Below are 20,151 nucleotides of genomic sequence, written 5' to 3' on the forward strand. Positions count from 1 at the left end.
CTGAAGCCCTCGACGAACTACTGTCTAACCCACCCAAACCGCCCACTGTTGCATCCATCGCGTGAAAGCGCCGCCAAATCCCCTGCGCCAGTTCACAATCAACGCCGAGGCTTCACGGCCCGCCGCTACCAGGCCTGGGTCAGGTCCGCGTGCTGCCTGATCCAGGTGTGCATCGCGATCCCGGCGGCCACGCCGGCGTTGATGCTGCGCGTCGAGCCGAACTGGGCGATGGACACCGTGAGCGCCGCGCCGGCGCGGGTGTGGTCGGTGATGCCGGGGCCCTCCTGGCCGAACACCAATAGGCAGTCGCGCGGCAGCGTCGTCTCCTCCAGGCGCGCCGCGCCCGGGACGTTGTCCACCGCGACGACGGTCAGGCCCGCGTCCGCGGCGAAGTCCAGCAGGTCGGCGGTGCTGTCGTGATGACACAGCCGCTGGTAGCGGTCGGTCACCATGGCGCCGCGGCGGTTCCACCGCCGCCGCCCCACGATGTGCACGGTGTGCACCGCGAACGCGTTGGCGGTGCGGACCACCGAGCCGATGTTGGCGTCGTGGCCGAAGTTCTCGATCGCCACGTGCAGCGGATGGCGCCGCTTGTCGATGTCGGCGATGATCGCTTCCCGGGTCCAGTACCGGTAGGCATCGACGACGTTGCGAGTATCGCCGTCGCGCAACAGGACTGCGTCATACCGTGGGTCGTCGGGAAGGTCGCCCCGCCAGGGGCCGACGCCACCGGCCGGCCTCCCCCATTCGGTGGGCCCGGGTTCGCTCATCGCTGCGTCCACACACCGGCGTGGGTGCCGTCGATGGCAACCGTCGCGTAGAGCAGCGCCTCGTTGATCTCGCCCTGGGTGCACAGCGACGCGTTGACGCGCACCGCGTCCAGCGACGCGTCGGGCAGGATCAGCACCGACGACCCGTACGTCGCGCACGCCGGATTGAGCCCCGGGCCGGGCACGGTCGGCGACGCGAGCAGCATCATCGGGCCGCCGCGCTTGGCGGAGTCGTCGCGATACCGGGCGGCGACGGCGTCGGCCTGCAGCCCCAGCAGCATGTAGCCGTTGCCGGTGAACGCACCCGCGTCGCCCAGTTGCGCCTTGGTGATCGGGGTGCCGTCGGCGCGCCATGCCGACAGGCTGGTGGTCTTGACCACCAGGCCGGTGTCGTTGGCGTTGGTCGGCATCAGCCCCACGGGGAACGCCGCCGGGTAGGCCGCCGAGGTGTTGGGGATGCGGTCCCGCGGCGAGTACACGTACACCCCGCGAACCTGACTGTGATCCTTCAGCGGGCCCAGGCAGACGGTGCCGGTGAGCCGGTCGGGGGGCGCCGACAGCGGCGACCCGAGGTCGTGCACGCTGGCCGTCGCGGCGTCACAGCTGCCCAATCCGAACGCCTCCAGCGGGTGCGCCAGCGCCCCGTACAACCCGAACCGAATGTCCTCGGGCTTGGCGTGCGGCGCGTGCGGGTCCTTGGACGCCACCGCACCCGAGACGTCGATGAGCACATAGTCGCCGTCCCAGCGCAGGTTCGACACCGACACGTTCCAGCCGAGCAGCGCCAGCGATTCGCCGAGCCGCGCGCCCTGGGCGCCGTACGGGTTGACGGGTCGGTTGGAGCCCGAGCAGCCCAGCAGGCAGACCGCCAGGCAGGCGAGCAACACGAGAAGACTGCGCATACCGCCCGCGGCCTAGTCCAGCCCCAGGTCGGCAAGGCCCAGCACGCTGCGGTACGGCAGCCCCTCGGCCTCGATGGCCTCGGCGGCGCCGGTGGCGCGGTCCACCACCGTGGCCACCCCGACGACGTGCCCGCCCGCGTCCTGCACGGCCCGCACCGCCGTCAGCGCCGACGCGCCCGTCGTGCTGGTGTCCTCGACCACCAACGCCCGCTGACCGGCGACCTCAGATCCCTCGATAAGTCGTTGCAGGCCATGGGTTTTCGCCGACTTGCGCACCACGAACGCGTCGATCGGGCGGCCCGGCGCGTGCATGATGGCCGTCGCCACCGGGTCGGCGCCCAGGGTCAGGCCGCCGACGACCGCGTAGTCCCAGTCGCTGGTGAGCTCGCGCATCAACGCGCCGATCAGCGCGGAGGCCCGATGGTGCAGGGTGGCGCGGCGCAGGTCCACGTAATAGTCGGCCTCCTTGCCCGACGACAGCGTGACCCGGCCGCGCACCACCGACAGCCGCCGCACCAGCTCCGCCAGCTCGGCGCGGTCAGGTTCTGCCACGGCCGCCGCCGACTCGCTTGGTTATGCCCCGCATCAGGCCCCTCGGCATCATCCGGCCCGCGGTGACGATCGCCTTGTACTGCACGCCCGGAATGCTGACCACCTTGCCGGCCGCGACGTCGGCCAGGCTTTGCGCGACGACGTCGTCGACCTCGAGCCACATGAACGACGGCAGCTTGGCCATCTCGATCCCCGCCCTGGTGTGGAATTCGGTGTGCACGTAGCCCGGGCACACCGCGTGCACGCCGACCCCGGTGCCCTGCAGGCTGACGGCCAGGCCCTCGCTGAACGAGATCACCCAGGCCTTGGACGCCGAATAGGTCGACCCGCGCCCCGGCACCATGCCCGCGACGCTGGCGATGTTGATGACGGTGCCCGCGCCGGCGTCGAGCATGGCCGGCAGCGCCGCGCGGGTGAGGTGCATGACCGCGGTCACGTTGACGTCGAGCTGCGCCTGCAGCAGCTGGGGATCCGTTTCCCAGAATTCGCCGGACGTGCCGAATCCCGCGTTGTTCACCAGGACTCGGACACCGGCGCCGAGGCGCTCACAGACCTTTTCCCGGCCCGCGCGCTCGGCCAGGTCGGCGGGCAGAATCTCGACGTTGCCCGCCTGGCCCTTCAGCTCGCCCGCCAAGCGGTTCAGCCGGTCCACGTCGCGGGCGACCAGAACCAGGTCGTAGCCGTCGCTCGCGTAGCGCCGCGCGTAGCCGGCGCCGATCCCGGACGTGGGCCCGGTGATCAGGGCGACGGGGCGTGGCATGAGCGACATCTTAATGACGGCGGCCCGACCGGGCCCTGCCCGGCCCGGGGCGCCGTCAGCGCTGGTAGTTGCTGGCCTGGCGGCCGTTGCGGCCCGCCGGCGGTGGTCGCCGGCCGGCCTCGGAGCGGCCCTCGTCGCGGCGGACCGGCTCGGGTTTGCGACGGGCGCCCTGGACGTCGGTGCCCAACAGACCGGCCACATCCTGCCCCGGGCGCCGGGACGGCAGCTCCGCGCGGCCGGCCGGCGCCAACGGGCGGCTCGGCGCCGCGTTGCGACGGCCCGCAGGCGCTCCCGCCTCCTGCGCGGTCTCGTCCGGCAGTGGCGGCAGCACCCGCAACAGGTCGTTGAACTGGCGCACGGTGCGCAGGCCCTCGTCCCATTCGGTGCGGGTGCTCGAGATCGGCATGGCGACCAGCGTCCAGTTCTGCTCGTTCCACATGATCTCGGCGCAGTCGGGCGCGGTGTGCGCGAAGGTGACCATGCGCCGGTCGCAGGCGCGCCGCGCCGCGTCCAGGTTGGTGGAGTACACCATCCGCGGCCCGATCGCGCCCAGTAGCCAAATGTCGCTCTCCCGTGGCTCTTTCAGTCCCTTGAGCCGCAGGTCGACGACGACGTTGGTGCCCACCTTGCGGTGCAGCGCGATCACGGTGGCGACCTCCTCGAGGTCGAAGATGTACACCGCCTCGCCGCGGATCTGGCCCAGCACGACGTTGTGGGCCGGGACATCGCCCACGGTCGACATCACCCCGCGCTTCCAGCGCTTCAGGATGTCGGTCGATTCGGGCTCGTAGTCGAAGCCGTGCGACCGCGCCCACGACCTGCGCCGCCGGCTGCGGCCGCGGCGCCGATCGATATCGACGTACAGCAGCACCACCGCGCCGACAAAACACAGCGCGGACAGCGTGAACCAGAGGGGGACCATCCCACACAGGGTATCTGCTGTTGGGCCGGAATACCGAAACCGACCAGGTCACAACGCGGTTACGGCATTGCGCCGAGCAGACGCAAAAGCCCCCAATTTCGCGCTGAAACGGGGGCGTTTGCGTCTGCTCGCCAAAGAGATTTACCCCAGGACCAGCGAGTCGCCGTCCGGGCCGACGTTGACGGGCACCACGTCGCCGTCGTGCACCTCGCCTGCCAGCAGCATCTTGGCCAGCTGGTCACCGATGGCCTGCTGCACCAGCCGCCGCAGCGGCCGGGCGCCGTACACGGGGTCGAACCCGCGCTGCGCCAGCCAGCGCTTGGCCGGCAGCGACACCTCGAGTTGCAGCCGCCGTTGCGCCAGCCGCTTGTCCAGCTGGGCCAGCTGGATGTCGACGATCTGCACCAGCTCTTCGGGGTTGAGGCCGTCGAAGACCAGCACGTCGTCCAGGCGGTTGATGAACTCCGGCTTGAACGTGGCGCGCACCGCGGCCATCACCTGCTCCTCGCTGCCGCCCGACCCGAGGTTGGACGTCAGGATCAGGATGGTGTTGCGGAAGTCGACCGTGCGGCCCTGCCCGTCCGTCAGGCGCCCCTCGTCGAGCACCTGCAGCAGCACGTCGAACACATCCGGGTGGGCCTTTTCGACCTCGTCGAACAGCACCACCGTGTAGGGCCGGCGGCGCACCGCCTCGGTCAGCTGACCGCCCTGGTCGTACCCGATGTAGCCGGGGGGCGCGCCCACCAGGCGGGCCACCGAGTGCTTCTCGCCGTACTCGCTCATGTCGATGCGGACCATTGCCCGCTCGTCGTCGAACAGGAAGTCCGCGAGCGCCTTGGCCAGCTCGGTCTTGCCGACGCCGGTGGGGCCGAGGAACAGGAACGAGCCCGTCGGCCGGTTGGGGTCGGCGACCCCGGCGCGGCTGCGGCGCACCGCGTCGGACACGGCGTGCACCGCCTTCTTCTGCCCGACCACGCGCTTGCCCAGCTCGTCCTCCATCCGCAGCAGCTTGGCGGTCTCGCCCTCCAGCAGCCGCCCGGCCGGGATGCCCGTCCACGCCGACACCACGTCGGCGATGTCGTCGGGGCCGACCTCCTCCTTGAGCATCACGTTCTCGCGGGCCTCGGCCTGCGGCAGCGCGGCCTCGAGCTGCTTTTCCACCTCGGGGATTCGCCCGTAGCGCAGCTCGGCGGCCTTGGCCAGGTCGCCGTCGCGCTCGGCGCGCTCGGACTCCCCGCGCAGCGTCTCCAGCTGCTCCTTGAGTTCGCGGACGACGTCGATGGCGTTCTTCTCGTTCTGCCAGCGGGCGGTCAGCTCGGCCAGCTTCTCCTTCTGGTCGGCCAGCTCGGAGCGCAACTTCTCCAGCCGCTCCTTGGACGCGTCGTCCTCCTCCTTGGCCAGCGCCATCTCTTCGATCTCGAGCCGGCGCACCAGCCGCTCGACCTCGTCGATCTCGACGGGCCGCGAGTCGATCTCCATCCGCAACCGGCTGGCCGCCTCGTCGACCAGGTCGATCGCCTTGTCCGGCAGGAAGCGGGCGGTGATGTAGCGGTCGGACAACGCGGCCGCGGCCACCAGCGCGGAGTCGGTGATGCGCACCCCGTGGTGCACCTCGTAGCGGTCCTTCAGGCCGCGCAGGATGCCGACGGTGTCCTCGACCGACGGCTCGCCGACGAAGACCTGCTGGAAGCGCCGCTCCAGGGCGGCGTCCTTCTCGATGTGCTTGCGGTACTCGTCGAGCGTGGTGGCGCCGACCAGCCGCAGCTCGCCGCGGGCCAGCATCGGCTTGATCATGTTGCCGGCGTCCATCGCGCCCTCGCCGGTAGCGCCCGCGCCGACGATGGTGTGCAGCTCGTCGATGAACGTGATGATCTGGCCCGCGGAGTTCTTGATGTCGTCGAGCACGGCCTTGAGCCGTTCCTCGAACTCGCCGCGGTACTTGGCGCCGGCCACCATCGACCCGAGGTCCAGGGCGATGACGGTCTTGTCCCGCAGGCTTTCCGGCACGTCGCCGGCGACGATGCGCTGCGCCAGGCCCTCCACGATCGCGGTCTTGCCGACGCCGGGCTCGCCGATGAGCACCGGGTTGTTCTTGGTGCGACGCGACAGCACCTGCACGACGCGGCGAATCTCGTTGTCCCGCCCGATCACCGGGTCGAGCTTGCCCTCCCTCGCGCGGGCGGTCAGGTCGGTGGAGTACTTCTCCAGCGCCTGGTAGGTGGCCTCGGGGTCGGGGCTGGTGACCCGGGCGCTGCCGCGCACCTTGACGAACGCCTCCCTCAAGGCCTGCGGTGAGGCGCCGTGCCCGGTCAGCAGCTTGGCGACCTCGGAGTCGCCGGTGGCCAGCCCGACCATCAGGTGCTCGGTGGAGACGTACTCGTCGTCCATCTCGGTGGCCAGCTGCTGGGCCGTGGTGATGGCGGCCAGCGATTCGCGGGACAGCTGCGGTTGCGAGCTGGCGCCGCTGGCCTGCGGCAGCTGGGCGAGGAGGCGCTCCGCTTCGGCGCGGATGGTGGCGGGCTCGACGCCGACAGCCTCCAATAGCGGCGCGGCGATCCCGTCGTTCTGGGTCAGCAGCGCCAGCAGCAGGTGAGCGGGCCTGATCTCGGGATTACCGGCGGAACTCGCCGCCTGCAGGGCCGACGTCAGGGCCGCCTGCGTCTTGGTTGTCGGGTTGAAAGAGTCCACGACACCTCCGTTCGGGTACTAGGAAAATGCTTGTCGGGATGTTCAACGTCGTCAAGATTGAGTCTGTTCCGCTCAACTCTAGATTTTTGGATTCGGAGCGCGGACACCGCTGACACGCTGCTGGAACTTAGAATCGGCGTCCGTGGGTTTGGACGACCGGGACGCGCTGCAGGTGCTGCGCGACGCGTTCGCGCCGGAGGGGCCCGGCCGCGGCAACGAGGTCGTCCGCCGCTTCTACACCAGCTGGTTCGACCTCGACATGTCGGTCCGCGACCTGTTCCCGCCCGAAATGGAGGGTCAGCGGGCCGCTTTCGCCCACGCGCTGCACTGGGTGTACGGCGAGCTGGTCGCGCAGCGCGCGCAGGAGCCGGTCGCCTTCCTCGCCCAGCTCGGCCGCGACCATCGCAAATATGGTGTGCTGCCAAGCCATTACGACACGTTGCGTCGCGCGCTGTACGCGACGCTGCGAACCCACGTCGGCGACGCCTGGAGCGACGCGGTCGACGCCGCCGCCACGCAGTCGCTCAACCTCATCACCGGGGTGATGAGCGGGGCCGCCGACGCCGACGAAGGACCCGCCTGGTGGGACGGCACCGTCATCGAACACCTCAGGGTCTCCAGGGATCTCGCGGTCGTTCGGCTGCGGCTGGACCGGCCGATGCACTATCACCCGGGCCAATACGTCAACGTCCACATTCCGCAGTGCCCGCGCCGCTGGCGGTATCTGAGCCCGGCCATTCCGGCCGACCCGGACGGCGGGATCGAATTCCATGTTCGCCTCGTTCCCGGTGGGCTGGTCAGCACCGCCATCGTGGACGAGACCCGGCCCGGCGATCGGTGGCGGCTGTCCAGCCCGCACGGCGGCCTGCGGGTCGACCGCGACGGCGGCGACGTTCTGATGGTGGCGGGCAGCACCGGCCTGGCACCGCTGCGGGCGCTGATCATGGACCTGTCGCGCTACGCCGAGAACCCGCGCGTGCACCTGTTCTTCGGCGCCCGCTATTTCTGTGAGCTCTACGACCTGCCCACGCTGTGGCAGGTCTCGACGCACAACCCGTGGCTGTCGGTCTCGCCGGTGACCGAGTACAACCGCGATCCGCCCTGGGCCGCCGACTATCCCGACGTGACGCCGCCGCGCGGGCTGCACGTGCGCCAGAGCGGGCGGTTGCCCGATGTGGTGACCAAGTACGGCGGCTGGGGCGACCGGCAGATTCTGATCTGCGGCGGACCGGCGATGGTCCGTGCCACCAAGGCGGCGCTGATCGCCAAAGGTGCGCCACCGGAGCGCATTCGGCACGACCCGCTGTCACGCTAGGCTGTGCAGGTGGTGACCCTGCGCGACCCGTCGTCGTCGGTGACCGCGCAGTGGGTGCCAGAGGCGGGCATGATCGGCACGTCGCTCAACGACTCCGGCGCGGAGCTGCTCGGGCAGCGGCGCGGGCTGGGCGCCTACGTCTCGGACGGCAAGACGATGGGCATTCCGATCCTGTATCCCTGGGCAAATCGGTTGGGTGACAACACTTATACGGCACAGGGTGTGACGGTGACGCTGACGCCGGGAGAGAACGGTGTCCGGCCCGACCCCAACGGGTTGCCGATCCACGGTGTGCTGGCCGCCCATCCCGGATGGCGGGTGACGGCGCAGACGGCCAACGAGCTGACCGCCGAGCTGGACTACGGCGCAGACCCCCGGCTGCTGGCCAGCTTCCCGTACCCGCATCTGCTGGCGGTGGGGGTGCGGCTGGCGGAGCGGACGCTGACCGTGCGCACCACGGTCACCGCGACCGGTTCGACGGCGGTGCCGCTGTGCTTCGGCTTTCATCCGTATCTGCGCGTGCCGGGCGTGGCCCGCCGTGAGTGGATCATCGAGACGCCGCCGATGCGGCATCTGAGCCTGGACGAAAAGGGGCTGCCCACCGGCGATGCGGCCGAGGCGCCCGCTGCGTCAGGGCCGTTGGGCGACAAGGCCTTTGACGACGCCTACGACCAAGTTGCCGACGGCGCGGTGTTCGCGGTGTCCGGCGGCGGACGACGTGTCGAGGTGCGCTTCGAGCGAGGATTTCCCGTCGCGCAGATCTTTGCACCACTCGCCGAGGACGTGGTGTGCTTCGAGCCGATGACCGCACCGACCGATGCCCTGCGCCGCGGCGGCTACCGGTGCGCGCGCCCCGGCGAGCCGACGGTCATGCAGTTTTCGGTCCGGGTTTGATCGCCGAACGTGCACTGGGGGAGATATTTTCGCGATTTTTTCGCCATGGCTGCACGTTCGGCGAGAGCTAGCGAGACTTGCGCGGCTGCCAGACCACCACCGCGGTGCTCTTGGGCACCACGGCGAGATCGCGGCGCTGGTTGGCGCGCAGCGTCATCAGCTCCTCGGTCAATTCCTTGACCCGCGACTGCAGGGCCTCGACCTGATTGGTGAGCTCGATGATCCGCTTGATGCCGGCGAGGTTGACCCCCTCGTCCTGCGACAGCCGCTGCACCTCGCGCAGCAGATCCACGTCGCGCTCCGAATAACGGCGCCCCCCACCGGAAGTCCGGCTCGGGGTGACCAGCCCGAGCCGGTCGTAGGTGCGCAAGGTCTGTGCATGCATGCCGGCCAACTCGGCGGCCACCGAGATCAGGAAGGTCCGCGACTCGCGTTCCTTGCGGTTCTTGGCCATCAGCGGTTACCTGCCCATCCGGCCCGCGGGTTGAACCCGCTGGAGCGCTCGGCCTCCGCGTACGCCTCCAGCGCCTCCTTGGCCGCGCCCTCCACATTCGGTGGGACGGCGACCTTCACGGTGACGAGCAGGTCCCCGTGTCCCCCGCCGCGCTTGGGCACACCGCGTCCGCGCACCCGCAGGATGCGGCCGTCGGCGGTGCCCTTCGGCACCCGGACACCGACCTTTCCGTCCAGCGTGGGCACCGAAAGCGTTGAGCCCAAAGCTAATTCGGTGAAGCTCACCGGAACGGTCACGGTGAGGTCGTCGCCGTCGCGGCCGAAGATCTTGTCCGGCCGCACATGCACCGTCACGTACAGGTCTCCCGACGGGGCACCTCGCAACCCGGCCTCGCCCTGACCGGCCAGCCGAATGCGTTGTCCGTCTTCGACACCCGGCGGTATCCGCACGTTGATGGTGCGGGTGCGGGTGGTGACACCGGTGCCTTTGCACTCGTCGCACGGGTGCTCGATGATCGAGCCGCTGCCCCGGCAATCGGTGCAGGGCTCGGAAAAGCCGAAAGCGCCCTGATTCCGGTTGATCACGCCGGAGCCGTTGCACGTCGGACACACCTTCGGGCTGGTTCCCGGCCGCGCGCCGCTGCCATGGCAGTTGGTGCACGGCGCCGGACTGGTCAGCCGCAGCGGCATCGCCACGCCCTTGGCGGCCTCGACGAAATCCAGCTCGGTCTCGGTCTCCAGGTCGTTGCCGCGCCGCGGCCGGCTGGGGCGCGCACTGGCGCCCCGGCCGAACAGGCCGCCGAACAGGTCGCCGATGTTGGTGCCGCCGGTTCGGCCCGCGGCGTCGAACAGGTCGTTGAGGTTGAACTCGGCGCCGTCGCCGCCCACGTCGAAGGTGAAGCCGCCGGTGTTGAACCTGCGGCCACCGAAGCCACCGCCGGCGAACAGCCGGCGGGTTTCGTCATACTCCTTGCGCTTAGCCGGATCCGACAAGACGTTGTGCGCCTCCGACACCGCCTTGAACCGCTCGCCGGCGGCGGGGTTGTCGGGATTCGCGTCCGGATGCAGGTCGCGCGCCAGCTTGCGGTACGCCCGCTTGATCTCTTCGGGACTGGCGTCGGAGGAGACGCCCAGCTCCTTGTAGAAGTCTTTTTCGACCCATTCACGCTGGGCCATGTCGCGCCACCCCCTCCCACCTTTCTCTTTGCTTGTCTCTTCGGTTGTCTTGATTCTGTGCCTTATTCACCGGAGGCGTCGGCGTTATCGTCCGCATCGGCCTGCTCGGTTTCGGCCTGCACGGTTTCGGCCTGCTCGGGTTCGGGCGCACCGGCTTCGCCGTCGTCGACGGTGTCCACGACGCCGACCAGAGCGTGGCGCAGCACGTTCTCGCCGAGCCGGTAGCCCTGCCGCATGACGGTGCCGATGACCGGTTTGGAGCCCTCGCCGCCGTCGCCCTCGTGCTGCACGGCTTCGTGCAGCAGCGGGTCGAAGTCTTCGCCCTCGGCGCCGAACGCCGTCAGGCCGAGCCCGGTCAGCGCGTTCATCAGCTTGTCGGCGACCGACTTCAGCGGGCCCGAGTCGAGGTCGCCGTGGGCGCGCGCCCGATCGAGATCGTCGAGCACGCCCAGCAATTGGCTGACCACGGTGGCCTTGGCCCGATCCGCTGCCGCCTGCTGATCGCGCAGCGCCCGCTTGCGGTAGTTCGCGAAATCAGCCTGCACGCGTTGCAGATCGGCGGTCAGCTCGACGACCTTGTCGGCTGCGGCGCCGCCCGACACGGTGATCGCGGCTTCCGGCGCCGTCCCTCCCGGCCCCGAACCAGAAGGGGCGCCGGGAGGGACGTGGCGGACTTCGCCGGTCTCGGGATCGATTCGCCGTTTGTCGGTGACCGTCACCTGTTCCTGCGGGTTACCTTCGCTCACTTGGCCTCCCGGTCGTCGTCGACCACCTCCGCGTCCACGACGTCGTCAGCCGAGCCGGTACCCGCGCCGGGCTCACCGCCGCCGGCCTGCGCGGCCTCCGCCTGCGTGGCTTCGTAGATCGCCTGCCCGAGCGCCTGGGACTCCTGCCCCAGCTTCTCCATCGCCGACTTGATCGCGGTGATGTCGGTGCCCTCGAGCGCCTTCTTCGCGTCGGCGACCGCGGCGTCCACCTTGTTCAGGGTGTCCTCGGGAACCTTCGAGCCGCCCTCGGCCTCGCGCTGCTCCTTGACGAACTTCTCCGTCTGGTAGACCAGCGTCTCGGCCTGGTTGCGAACGTCGGCCTCCTCGCGGCGCTTGCGGTCCTCCTCGGCGTGCGCCTCGGCGTCCTTGATCATCCGGTCGATCTCCTCCTTGGAAAGGCCGGAGCCCTCCTGGATCTTGATCGTGTTCTCCTTGCCGGTGCCCTTGTCCTTGGCCGTGACGTGCACGATGCCGTTGGCGTCGATGTCGAAGGTGACCTCGATCTGCGGGACGCCGCGCGGAGCCGGCGGGATGCCGGTCAGCTCGAAGGAGCCGAGCAGCTTGTTGTGCGAGGCGATTTCGCGCTCACCCTGATAGACCTGGATCTGCACCGACGGCTGATTGTCGTCGGCCGTGGTGAAGGTCTCCGACCGCTTGGTCGGGATCGTGGTGTTGCGCTCGATGAGCTTGGTCATCACGCCACCCTTGGTCTCGATGCCGAGGCTCAGCGGCGTAACGTCAAGCAGCAGAACGTCTTTCACCTCACCCTTGAGGACACCCGCCTGCAGCGCGGCACCAACGGCCACGACCTCGTCGGGGTTGACGCCCTTGTTGGGCTCCTTGCCGCCGGTGAGCTCCTTGACCAGGTCGGTCACCGCGGGCATACGGGTGGAACCACCCACCAGCACGACGTGGTCGATCTCGGAAACCGAGATGCCGGCGTCCTTGATCACCGACTGGAAGGGCTGACGGGTGCGGTCCAGCAGATCCTGGGTGATCTTCTGGAACTCGGCGCGGGTCAGCTGCTCGTCGAGGAACAGGGGGTTCTTGTCGGAGTCGACGGTGATGTAGGGCAGGTTGATCGAGGTGCTCTGCGAGCTCGACAGCTCGATCTTGGCCTTCTCGGCCGCCTCACGCAGCCGCTGCATCGCCATCTTGTCCTTGGTCAGGTCGATGCCGCTGGTGCCCTTGAACTTGTCGACGAGCCAGTTGACGATGCGGTCGTCCCAGTCGTCGCCACCGAGGTGGTTGTCACCGCTGGTGGCTCGCACCTCGACCACGCCCTCGCCGATCTCGAGCAGCGAGACGTCGAATGTGCCGCCGCCCAAGTCGAAGACGAGGATCGTCTGTTCCTTCTCGCCCTTGTCCAGGCCGTAAGCCAGTGCCGCAGCGGTCGGTTCGTTGACGATGCGCAGCACGTTCAGACCGGCGATCTGGCCGGACTCCTTGGTCGCCTGACGCTGGGCGTCGTTGAAGTACGCGGGCACGGTGATGACCGCGTCGGTGATGTCCTCACCGAGGTAGCTTTCCGCGTCGCGCTTCAGCTTCTGCAGAATCCGGGCGCTGATCTCCTGCGCGGTGTATTTCTTGCCGTCGACTTCGATGGACCAGTCGGTGCCCATGTGCCGCTTGACCGAACGAACGGTCCGGTCGACGTTGGTCACCGCCTGGTTCTTGGCGGGCTGGCCGACGAGCACCTCGCCGTTGCGCGCGAACGCGACGACCGACGGAGTGGTCCGCGAGCCCTCCGAGTTGGCGACGACGACTGGGTCGCCACCCTCGAGTACCGAGACGACGGAGTTGGTGGTCCCGAGGTCGATACCGACCGCACGAGCCATGGTGATTCCTCCTGAATATGTAGAGCTTGTTGGTGGCACTATGCTGAGTGAACCCCACTCAAGCCTGCTACCGGTGACGTCAAACTGTCAACCCAGGATTGAGCCTGGTTCACTCAACTTATCGATCATGCTAACGGTGGGCGGCGCCGTCTTGTTCCCGGGGGTCTGCTTTGGGTGTGAATCCAGGGCTTTGAGCGTGAAGCCAGGGCTTTCGCAGTGAACCCACGGCGTGGATGTCGCCGGAATCCCGCCCCACGCTCACGCTCAACGCCCTGGATTCACGCTCGGCCGGACCCGTCCGGAAAGCGGATCCGTCACGCAGCGATAAACCCGCGCCATCGGCTCGATATCGATAGCCGACTGGTTGCAGCAACTTTCGCGACTCCGTGCGTACCCTGATTTCCTGTGCGGTTATCGCGAAAGGCGCAGCGGAGCCTGTCCGGTGGCTCGCTGCTCCTGGTGACCCTGCTGGCCAGTTCAGCCCTGGTTTCCGGCTGCAGCAACACCATCGACGGCAGGCCGCTCGCGGCGCCCGGCGCCGGGCCGACCGAACCCGCGTTCCCCACAGCGGAGCCGCCCACGACACCCACCAGCCCCACCCTGGCGCCGACGGGCCCCACCACGCCGGCCGGCGCCATCCCGCTTCCGCCGGATAACAACGGCTACGTCTTCATCGAAACCAAGTCCGGCATGACGCGCTGCCAGATCAACAAGGAGACCGTGGGCTGCGAGGCGCCGTTCACCAACTCTCCGCTGCAGGACGGTGAGCACGCCAATGGCGTCAGCGTCACGTCGGGCGGCGCCGTTCAGTGGGTGCTGGGCAACCTGGGGGCCATCCCGACCGTCACCATCGATTACAAGACCTACTCGGCTCAGGGCTGGACGATCAACGCCACCGCCGACGGAACCCGGTTCACCAACGACCACACCGGGCACGGAATGTTCGTCAGCGTCGACAAGGTGAACACGTTCTGAGTGCTCGCGTCACGCGGATCTGACCTCATGGCATCGGCGGGCGGTCCATACTTTTGCCATGAAACGCATGGCAGTAGCCATGGCCGCATTCGCTGTCGCCGGAACCGTAGCGGGCACGACAGCCGGTGCGGCCATCGCAGAACCCAAGGCCGAGCATGTTGTGGGTGAGCAGTGCATCGGCGCCGACATCGGCAAGCGGGACGTCGCCCCTAACGGTCAGGCCATCATCTGTGACAGCAACTACCAGTGGATGCCCTATACCGGCCAGAAGCCCAACGATCCCTGGGTCACCGCCCAGAACTAATTGATCAACGAGCGCCCGCCGCGAGACCGGCCTGAGCTGGAGCGCGAACGGGGTCAGTACGATCGGATTCGTGGCACGCTTTGGCCCACCGGATGACTTCCACAACCAGCCGACCCGCAATGCCAACTTCGACATGGCCGAGCAACCGAACGACGCGGGCCGCACCGATCCGTCGCCCGAGCAATTTCCCCCCGAGCAGTACGAACCCGGCGGCGACCCGTTCGACCAGGAAACCGAGCCGACGGCGTGGTACCGCAGGCCCGTGATGCTCATCGGCTGGGCCGTGCTCGTTCTGATCCTGATCGCGCTGATCGTTTTCGGCATCATGCAGCTGATCGGTGGACAGCAGGGCATCAGCCCCGTCCCGAGCACCACCACGACCCCGCCCAGCACTACCACCACCACGACGACACCGCCGAGCACCACGGCCACGACGACACCGCCGACCAGCAGTGTGGTCGAGCCGCCGGCCCAACAGCCGACCCAGCAGCCCACGCAGCAGCCCACGCAGCAGCCATCGCATCGGCATCACATGCCACAGCTGCCGCCGGTGATCACCATCCCCGGGGGGCCGACGGTGAACGTCCCGCCCGCCCTGCGCTGACATTGCGCCCAATGACGTCGCCGCCCGGCATGTGCCGCCGCGGCGCACCTAGACTCGCTGGAATCCACCGCCGCTAACGACGAACACAGGGGTGCGCGATATGGGCGAGTCGCTCGGGCTGTCGCTGGGTTTGGCCAACCTGGTCGCGGCCCGCGAGGGCAGCACCCCGGTGGTCCGCACGTCCGTGCTCACGGTGTACGACCAGCGGCCGTCCGAAGTTGGCCTGCCGGAAGAGAACCCGAACGCGGGCGAACCCGGTCTGGTGATGCGGGGATTCGTCGAGCGGGTCGGGGACCGGGCCCCGTTGGTGGCGGCCGACGGGACAAAGTTCAGCGGCGAGGCATTGACCGTCGAGGCGCTCGAGGTGATGGCGCGCAAGGTCGGCTACGGGTCGCCGGTCACCGTCGCCGTCCCGGCGTATTGGTCCCAGGGGCAGTACGCCGCCCTGCGGGCCGAGTTCTTCGCCCAACCGACGCTGGCGCCCAACGGCGTGGCCCCGGCGTTGATCTCCGACGCCACGGCCGCGCTGACGGCGCTGCGCGCCCAGCCCGGGTTCCCGGCGAACGGCATCGTCGCGCTGTGCGACTTCGGCGCCGGCGGCACCAGCGTCACGTTGACGAACGCCGGAGCGAACTTTCAGCAGGTCGGTCCGACGGTCCGGTATGCGGGTTTCTCCGGCGACGGGATCGATCAGCTCGTGCTGGATCACGTGCGGGCGGCGGCGGAGGCCGGCGCGGACACCGCCCTCGACGTCGCGGGCACCACGCGGGCTGGTTCGTGGACCCGCCTGCTCGGCGAATGCCGGCGCGCCAAGGAACACCTGTCGGCGGGCACCGTGACCACGGTCCACGCCGGCCCCGGCGCGGAGGTCAGCCTGTCCCGCAGCGAGTTCGAGCAACTCGTTTCCGAGCCGCTGGAACGGTTCGTCGGCGCCGTGGAAGAAATGTTGCAGCGCAACGGGATTCGGTCGAACCTGGCTGCCACGGCCATCGTCGGCGGGGGCGCGAGCATCCCGTTGATCACCACGCGACTGTCCGGGCGCCTGCGGGTGCCCGTCCTCACCACGCCGCAGCCCGTCTACAGCGCCGCCATCGGCGCGGCGGTGCTCGGCCAACTGCAGTCGTCGGCGGGCGGCGCGACCGCTGCGAGCCCGATCGTGGAGAACCCGACCGAGTTGGTGGGCGGGGCCACCGACGAGATGACCCGGGCCGCATTGGCCGCCCGGGCCGGCGACGACCACCCGTTGGCGTGGTCACAGGACGCCGACGGGGCCGAGCCCGTCCCGTACGCCGGCCCCGAATACGTCGGCGATTACGGCAGGGAGCCAACGGGATTCGGCGACGGCGACGACGATCGCTACGGCGCGCAGGCCGCGCGACTGCCCTGGTACAAGCGCACGGCGCTGGTCCTGACCGTGGCCGGTGCCCTCGCCGCGGTGCTGGTGGCCGTGGTGCTGGCGCTGACCCTGCGCCACACCAACACCGCGCCGGCGAACGCACCGGCGCCGCCGCCGACGTCGCAAACCATCACCGTGACCGGACCGAACAACAGCCCCACCGTGACCGTCGTCCCGCCGCCGCCATCGCCGTCGACCAACACCAGCGAGGCGCCCGCCCCCACCACGACGACGGCGCCCGCCCCGACCACGACGACGACCACCCCGCCGCCCACGACAACGACGACGACCAGCCCGCCGCCCACCACCACGACCACCACGGCCCCGCCGACCACGACATCGCAGGCGACCACCACCGCGCCGTCGTCGTCGACCTCGCGACCCAGGCCGATATTCCCGGTGTTCCCGCACTGACGCCGCTTAGGGCAGCCTTTCTCGCGCCGCAAGCGGCGAAGATGTCACTATGAGCAAGCCTAAGCAGGCAACAAAGCACGCCAGAGCAACTATGCATTGGAGAGACTTTCTGTGACCACGCAGACCGTCATCAGACTGGTACTGGGCCTGGGCATGACCTTCTTGGTGGGCGCATTCGCGGCCCGCCGCGTCTTCTGGCTGTACAAGCTGGTGATGTCCGGCCAGCCGGCAACCGGGCGTACCGACAACATCGGGACCCGGATCTGGACCGAGGTCGCGGAGGTTTTCGGGCAGCGCCGACTGCTGAAGTGGTCGATTCCGGGGCTCGCGCACTTCTTCACCATGTGGGGCTTCTTCATCCTGCTGACGGTCTACATCGAGGCCTACGGGCTGCTGTTCCAGCCGAACTTCCACATCCCGATCATCGGCCGATGGGACGCGCTCGGTTTCCTGCAGGACTTCTTCGCGACGGCCGTGTTCCTCGGTATCGCCACCTTCGCGGTCATCCGGATCATGCGCAGCCCGCGGGAGATCGGCCGAACGTCGAGGTTCTACGGCTCGCACACCGGCGGCGCGTGGCTGATCCTGTTCATGATCTTCAACGTCATCTGGACCTACGTGCTGGTGCGCGGCTCCGCGGTCAACAACGGCACGCTGCCCTACGGCAAGGGGGCCTTCCTCTCGCAGCTGTTCGGCAAGATCCTGGCGCCGCTGGGCCACCAGGGCAACGAGGTCCTGGAAACCGTGGCGCTGCTGCTGCACATCGGCGTCATGCTGGCCTTCCTGATCATCGTGCTGCACTCCAAGCACCTGCACATCTTCCTGGCGCCGATCAACGTGGTCTTCAAGCGGCTGCCCGACGGGCTGGGCCCGCTGCTGCCGATCGAGTCCGACGGCAAGCCGATCGACTTCGAAAACCCGCCGGACGACGCGGAATTCGGCCGCGGCAAGATCGAGGACTTCAGCTGGAAGGCCATGCTCGACTTCGCCACCTGCACCGAGTGCGGCCGCTGCCAGTCGCAATGCCCGGCCTGGAACACCGGCAAGCCGCTGTCACCCAAGCTCGTCATCATGGACCTGCGCGACCACTGGATGGCCAAGGCGCCCTACCTGCTGGGTGAGAAGAGCTCGGAGCCGCTCGAGGGCCTCGACCTCGAAACACCCACAGAAGAGGCCCACCATGTGCCGGAGTCCGGCTTCGGCCGCGTTCCCGGGCACGGGCCCGAGCAGGTGAGCCGGCCGCTGGTCGGCACCGAGGAACAGGGCGGGGTGATCGACCCCGACGTGCTGTGGTCCTGCGTGACGTGCGGCGCGTGCGTCGAGCAGTGCCCGGTCGACATCGAGCACGTCGACCACATCGTCGATATGCGCCGCTACCAGGTGATGATGGAGTCGGAGTTCCCGTCCGAGCTGTCCACGCTGTTCAAGAACCTGGAAACCAAAGGCAACCCGTGGGGGCAGAACGCCTCCGACCGGACCAACTGGATCGACGAGGTGGACTTCGACGTCCCGGTCTACGGCCAGGACGTGGACAGCTTCGACGGCTACGAATACCTGTTCTGGGTGGGGTGCGCGGGCGCCTACGACGACAAAGCCAAGAAGACCACGAAGGCCGTCGCCGAGCTGCTGTCCATCGCCGGGGTCAAGTACCTGGTGCTGGGCACCGGGGAATCCTGCAACGGCGACTCCGCGCGCCGGTCGGGCAACGAGTTCCTGTTCCAGCAGCTGGCCCAGCAGGCCGTGGAAACGCTGGACGGGTTGTTCGAGGGTGTGGAGACCGTCGACCGCAAGATCGTCGTCACCTGCCCGCACTGCTTCAACACCATCGGCAAGGAATACCGGCAGCTGGGCAGCAACTACACCGTGCTGCACCACACCCAGCTGCTCAACCGGCTGGTGCGCGACAAGAAATTGGTGCCCGTTTCGCCCGTCTCCCAGGACATCACCTATCACGACCCGTGCTACCTGGGCCGGCACAACAAGGTGTACGAGGCGCCGCGCGAGCTGATCGGGTCCTCCGGGGCGAAGTTCACCGAGATGCCGCGGCACGCCGAGCGCAGCTTCTGCTGCGGCGCGGGCGGCGCCCGGATGTGGATGGAAGAGCACATCGGCAAGCGGATCAACCACGAACGCGTCGACGAGGCTTTGGCCACCGGGGCCGGCACCATCGCGACCGCGTGCCCGTTCTGCCGGGTGATGGTCACCGACGGCGTCAACGACCGGCAGGAGGAAGCCGGCCGCAGCGGCGTCGAGGTGCTGGACGTGGCCCAGGTGCTGCTGGGCTCGCTCGAGTACGACAAGGCGACGCTGCCCGAGAAGGGCACGGCCGCCAAGGAAGCCGAAGAGCGGGCGGCTCGGGCGCCCAAGCCGGAGCCCAAGGCCACCGCGACCGTCGAGGCCCCGGCTGAAGCGCCCGCCAAACCCGCCGAGAAGCCCGCCGAGGCGAAGGCTCCCGCCGCTCCCGCCCCGGCCAAGGGTCTGGGCATCGCCGGCGGCGCCAAGAAACCGGGCGCCAAGAAGGCCGCGGCCCAACCGTCGGAGGCATCGGCAGGCGCCGCGCCCGCCGCTCAGCCGGTCAAGGGGCTGGGCATCGCCGCCGGCGCCAAGCGGCCCGGCGCCAAGAAGGCCGCGCCGGCGGCCGAGGCGAAGCCGGCCGAGGCCAAGGCAGAGCCCGAGGCCAAGGCGGAGCCCGAGCAAAAGCCGGAGCCCGAGCAAAAACCGGAACCCTCCGCCCAGCCCGACGGCGACGCCGCACCGCCGGCAGCGCCGGTCAAGGGGCTGGGCATCGCCCGCGGGGCGCGTCCGCCCGGCAAGCGCTGACCGCGTTCAGGAGGCCAAGCCGAGGAACACCATGAGCGACCGCTCGATCTCCGCCATGAGCGTCGCGGACACGCGACCGATCCGCGTTCCGAGGTTCGACCGGCGGACGGTCGTGATCTTGTCGATCATGGCGTAGCTCGGCTGCGCAATGCCGGTCGTCGTCGGGACCGCGATTCGCGCCACCGCCACGCCGGCGACCGTCGTCGCCGTCAGCGGGACGACGACGACAGATTCCGTCGCGGAGAACAGGTCGTCCTGAACAATGATCGCCGGACGAGGCTTGCCCGCATAGACGCGCCCGGAGACCGTCCACAACTCGCCGCGGTTCACTCGCCGTCATCCGGTGACGCCAGATCCTCCGAGATCGCTTCGACAAATTCCATGTCATCGCTGCGCCGGTCGGCTTCGGCCAACGCCAAGGATTCCCGGTGCGCCTCCGCGGCGAACCGCGCCGACCGGACGTCCGGCACCCACATCTGGACGGGGCGGTATCCCCGTTCACGCATGCGGCGGCGGTATTCGCTGGCCCGCCGCGTCGATGGATTACCCATACGCATATGTTGCATGAAACGCATGTTGCATGCAACGGTTCCGGGCCGAG

General features: G+C 69.0%; 19 protein-coding genes. 7 read left to right on the forward strand and 12 right to left on the reverse strand.

Features of this window, described 5'->3' with window-relative positions; translation table 11 throughout:
- Positions 1–125 precede the first annotated feature (125 nt).
- The 6 genes from OQ968_RS23975 to clpB all read right to left on the reverse strand — a co-directional run bounded on the left by OQ968_RS23975 (position 126) and on the right by clpB (position 6,594).
- Positions 126–770: an RNA methyltransferase gene (locus tag OQ968_RS23975; protein WP_324682067.1), complete on the reverse strand. Its 645-nt coding sequence runs from the start codon at positions 768–770 to the stop codon at positions 126–128.
- Positions 767–1,672, reverse strand: coding sequence for a hypothetical protein (locus tag OQ968_RS23980; RefSeq protein WP_324682068.1), 906 nt, complete (start codon positions 1,670–1,672; stop codon positions 767–769). The genes OQ968_RS23975 and OQ968_RS23980 overlap by 4 nt, the downstream gene beginning before the upstream one ends.
- 12 nt (positions 1,673–1,684) lie before the next feature.
- A complete protein-coding gene (pyrE, locus tag OQ968_RS23985; protein ID WP_324682070.1) occupies positions 1,685–2,224 on the reverse strand; it encodes an orotate phosphoribosyltransferase in 540 nt (179 codons plus the stop codon).
- Complete coding sequence (locus OQ968_RS23990) at positions 2,211–2,984, reverse strand: SDR family oxidoreductase (RefSeq protein ID WP_324682071.1); 774 nt, start codon at positions 2,982–2,984, stop codon at positions 2,211–2,213. The genes pyrE and OQ968_RS23990 overlap by 14 nt, the downstream gene beginning before the upstream one ends.
- A gap of 55 nt (positions 2,985–3,039) precedes the next feature.
- Positions 3,040–3,906 carry a trehalose monomycolate transport factor TtfA gene (gene ttfA, locus OQ968_RS23995; RefSeq protein WP_324682073.1) on the reverse strand — a complete coding sequence of 289 codons (867 nt, stop codon included), beginning with the start codon at positions 3,904–3,906 and terminating at the stop codon, positions 3,040–3,042.
- Positions 3,907–4,047: 141 nt separating this feature from the next.
- Positions 4,048–6,594: an ATP-dependent chaperone ClpB gene (gene clpB, locus OQ968_RS24000; protein ID WP_324682074.1), complete on the reverse strand. Its 2,547-nt coding sequence runs from the start codon at positions 6,592–6,594 to the stop codon at positions 4,048–4,050.
- 142 nt (positions 6,595–6,736) lie between these two features.
- Here clpB and OQ968_RS24005 point away from each other — a divergent pair, with 142 nt between their 5' ends.
- Positions 6,737–7,909: an FAD-binding oxidoreductase gene (locus OQ968_RS24005; protein WP_324682076.1), complete on the forward strand. Its 1,173-nt coding sequence runs from the start codon at positions 6,737–6,739 to the stop codon at positions 7,907–7,909.
- Between the two features lie 3 nt (positions 7,910–7,912).
- Positions 7,913–8,803, forward strand: coding sequence for an aldose 1-epimerase (locus tag OQ968_RS24010; RefSeq protein ID WP_324682078.1), 891 nt, complete (start codon positions 7,913–7,915; stop codon positions 8,801–8,803).
- 67 nt (positions 8,804–8,870) lie between these two features.
- Here OQ968_RS24010 and OQ968_RS24015 read toward each other — a convergent pair whose 3' ends face one another.
- From OQ968_RS24015 to dnaK, 4 genes are all read right to left on the reverse strand, one after another.
- Entirely contained in the window at positions 8,871–9,257 is a 387-nt protein-coding gene (locus OQ968_RS24015; RefSeq protein WP_324682080.1) for a heat shock protein transcriptional repressor HspR, read from the reverse strand.
- Positions 9,257–10,432 (reverse strand): molecular chaperone DnaJ, encoded by a 1,176-nt coding sequence (gene dnaJ / locus OQ968_RS24020; RefSeq protein WP_324682082.1) that lies wholly within the window; start codon positions 10,430–10,432, stop codon positions 9,257–9,259. The genes OQ968_RS24015 and dnaJ overlap by 1 nt, the downstream gene beginning before the upstream one ends.
- Positions 10,433–10,494: 62 nt before the next feature.
- The gene (grpE, locus tag OQ968_RS24025; RefSeq protein ID WP_324682084.1) at positions 10,495–11,178 is read right to left on the reverse strand and encodes a nucleotide exchange factor GrpE; all 684 of its coding nucleotides are present in this window, start codon (positions 11,176–11,178) and stop codon (positions 10,495–10,497) included.
- A complete protein-coding gene (dnaK, locus tag OQ968_RS24030) occupies positions 11,175–13,037 on the reverse strand; it encodes a molecular chaperone DnaK (RefSeq protein WP_324682085.1) in 1,863 nt (620 codons plus the stop codon). Before dnaK ends, grpE begins: the two co-directional genes overlap by 4 nt.
- Before the next feature lie 435 nt (positions 13,038–13,472).
- Between dnaK and OQ968_RS24035 the strand changes: the two genes are divergently transcribed.
- From OQ968_RS24035 to OQ968_RS24055, 5 genes are all read left to right on the forward strand, one after another.
- Positions 13,473–14,012, forward strand: a complete 540-nt coding sequence (locus OQ968_RS24035; protein WP_324682140.1) for a hypothetical protein — start codon at positions 13,473–13,475, stop codon at positions 14,010–14,012.
- 58 nt (positions 14,013–14,070) lie between these two features.
- A complete protein-coding gene (locus tag OQ968_RS24040; protein ID WP_324682086.1) occupies positions 14,071–14,316 on the forward strand; it encodes a hypothetical protein in 246 nt (81 codons plus the stop codon).
- Positions 14,317–14,386: 70 nt separating this feature from the next.
- On the forward strand, positions 14,387–14,920 hold the full coding sequence (locus OQ968_RS24045; protein ID WP_324682088.1) for a hypothetical protein: 534 nt from the start codon (positions 14,387–14,389) through the stop codon (positions 14,918–14,920).
- Positions 14,921–15,020: 100 nt separating this feature from the next.
- The gene (locus OQ968_RS24050) at positions 15,021–16,730 is read left to right on the forward strand and encodes an Hsp70 family protein (RefSeq protein WP_324682089.1); all 1,710 of its coding nucleotides are present in this window, start codon (positions 15,021–15,023) and stop codon (positions 16,728–16,730) included.
- Between the two features lie 111 nt (positions 16,731–16,841).
- Positions 16,842–19,550, forward strand: coding sequence for a (Fe-S)-binding protein (locus OQ968_RS24055; RefSeq protein WP_324682091.1), 2,709 nt, complete (start codon positions 16,842–16,844; stop codon positions 19,548–19,550).
- A gap of 6 nt (positions 19,551–19,556) precedes the next feature.
- On the opposite strand, the gene OQ968_RS24060 is transcribed toward OQ968_RS24055, so the two are convergent.
- Both OQ968_RS24060 and OQ968_RS24065 read right to left on the reverse strand, forming a co-directional pair.
- Positions 19,557–19,880 (reverse strand): type II toxin-antitoxin system PemK/MazF family toxin, encoded by a 324-nt coding sequence (locus tag OQ968_RS24060; RefSeq protein WP_324682092.1) that lies wholly within the window; start codon positions 19,878–19,880, stop codon positions 19,557–19,559.
- Positions 19,877–20,101 (reverse strand): antitoxin MazE-like protein, encoded by a 225-nt coding sequence (locus OQ968_RS24065; protein ID WP_324682093.1) that lies wholly within the window; start codon positions 20,099–20,101, stop codon positions 19,877–19,879. The genes OQ968_RS24060 and OQ968_RS24065 overlap by 4 nt, the downstream gene beginning before the upstream one ends.
- Positions 20,102–20,151 lie beyond the last annotated feature (50 nt).

The organism is Mycobacterium sp. 663a-19, from assembly GCF_035616495.1.
Classification (GTDB): domain Bacteria; phylum Actinomycetota; class Actinomycetes; order Mycobacteriales; family Mycobacteriaceae; genus Mycobacterium.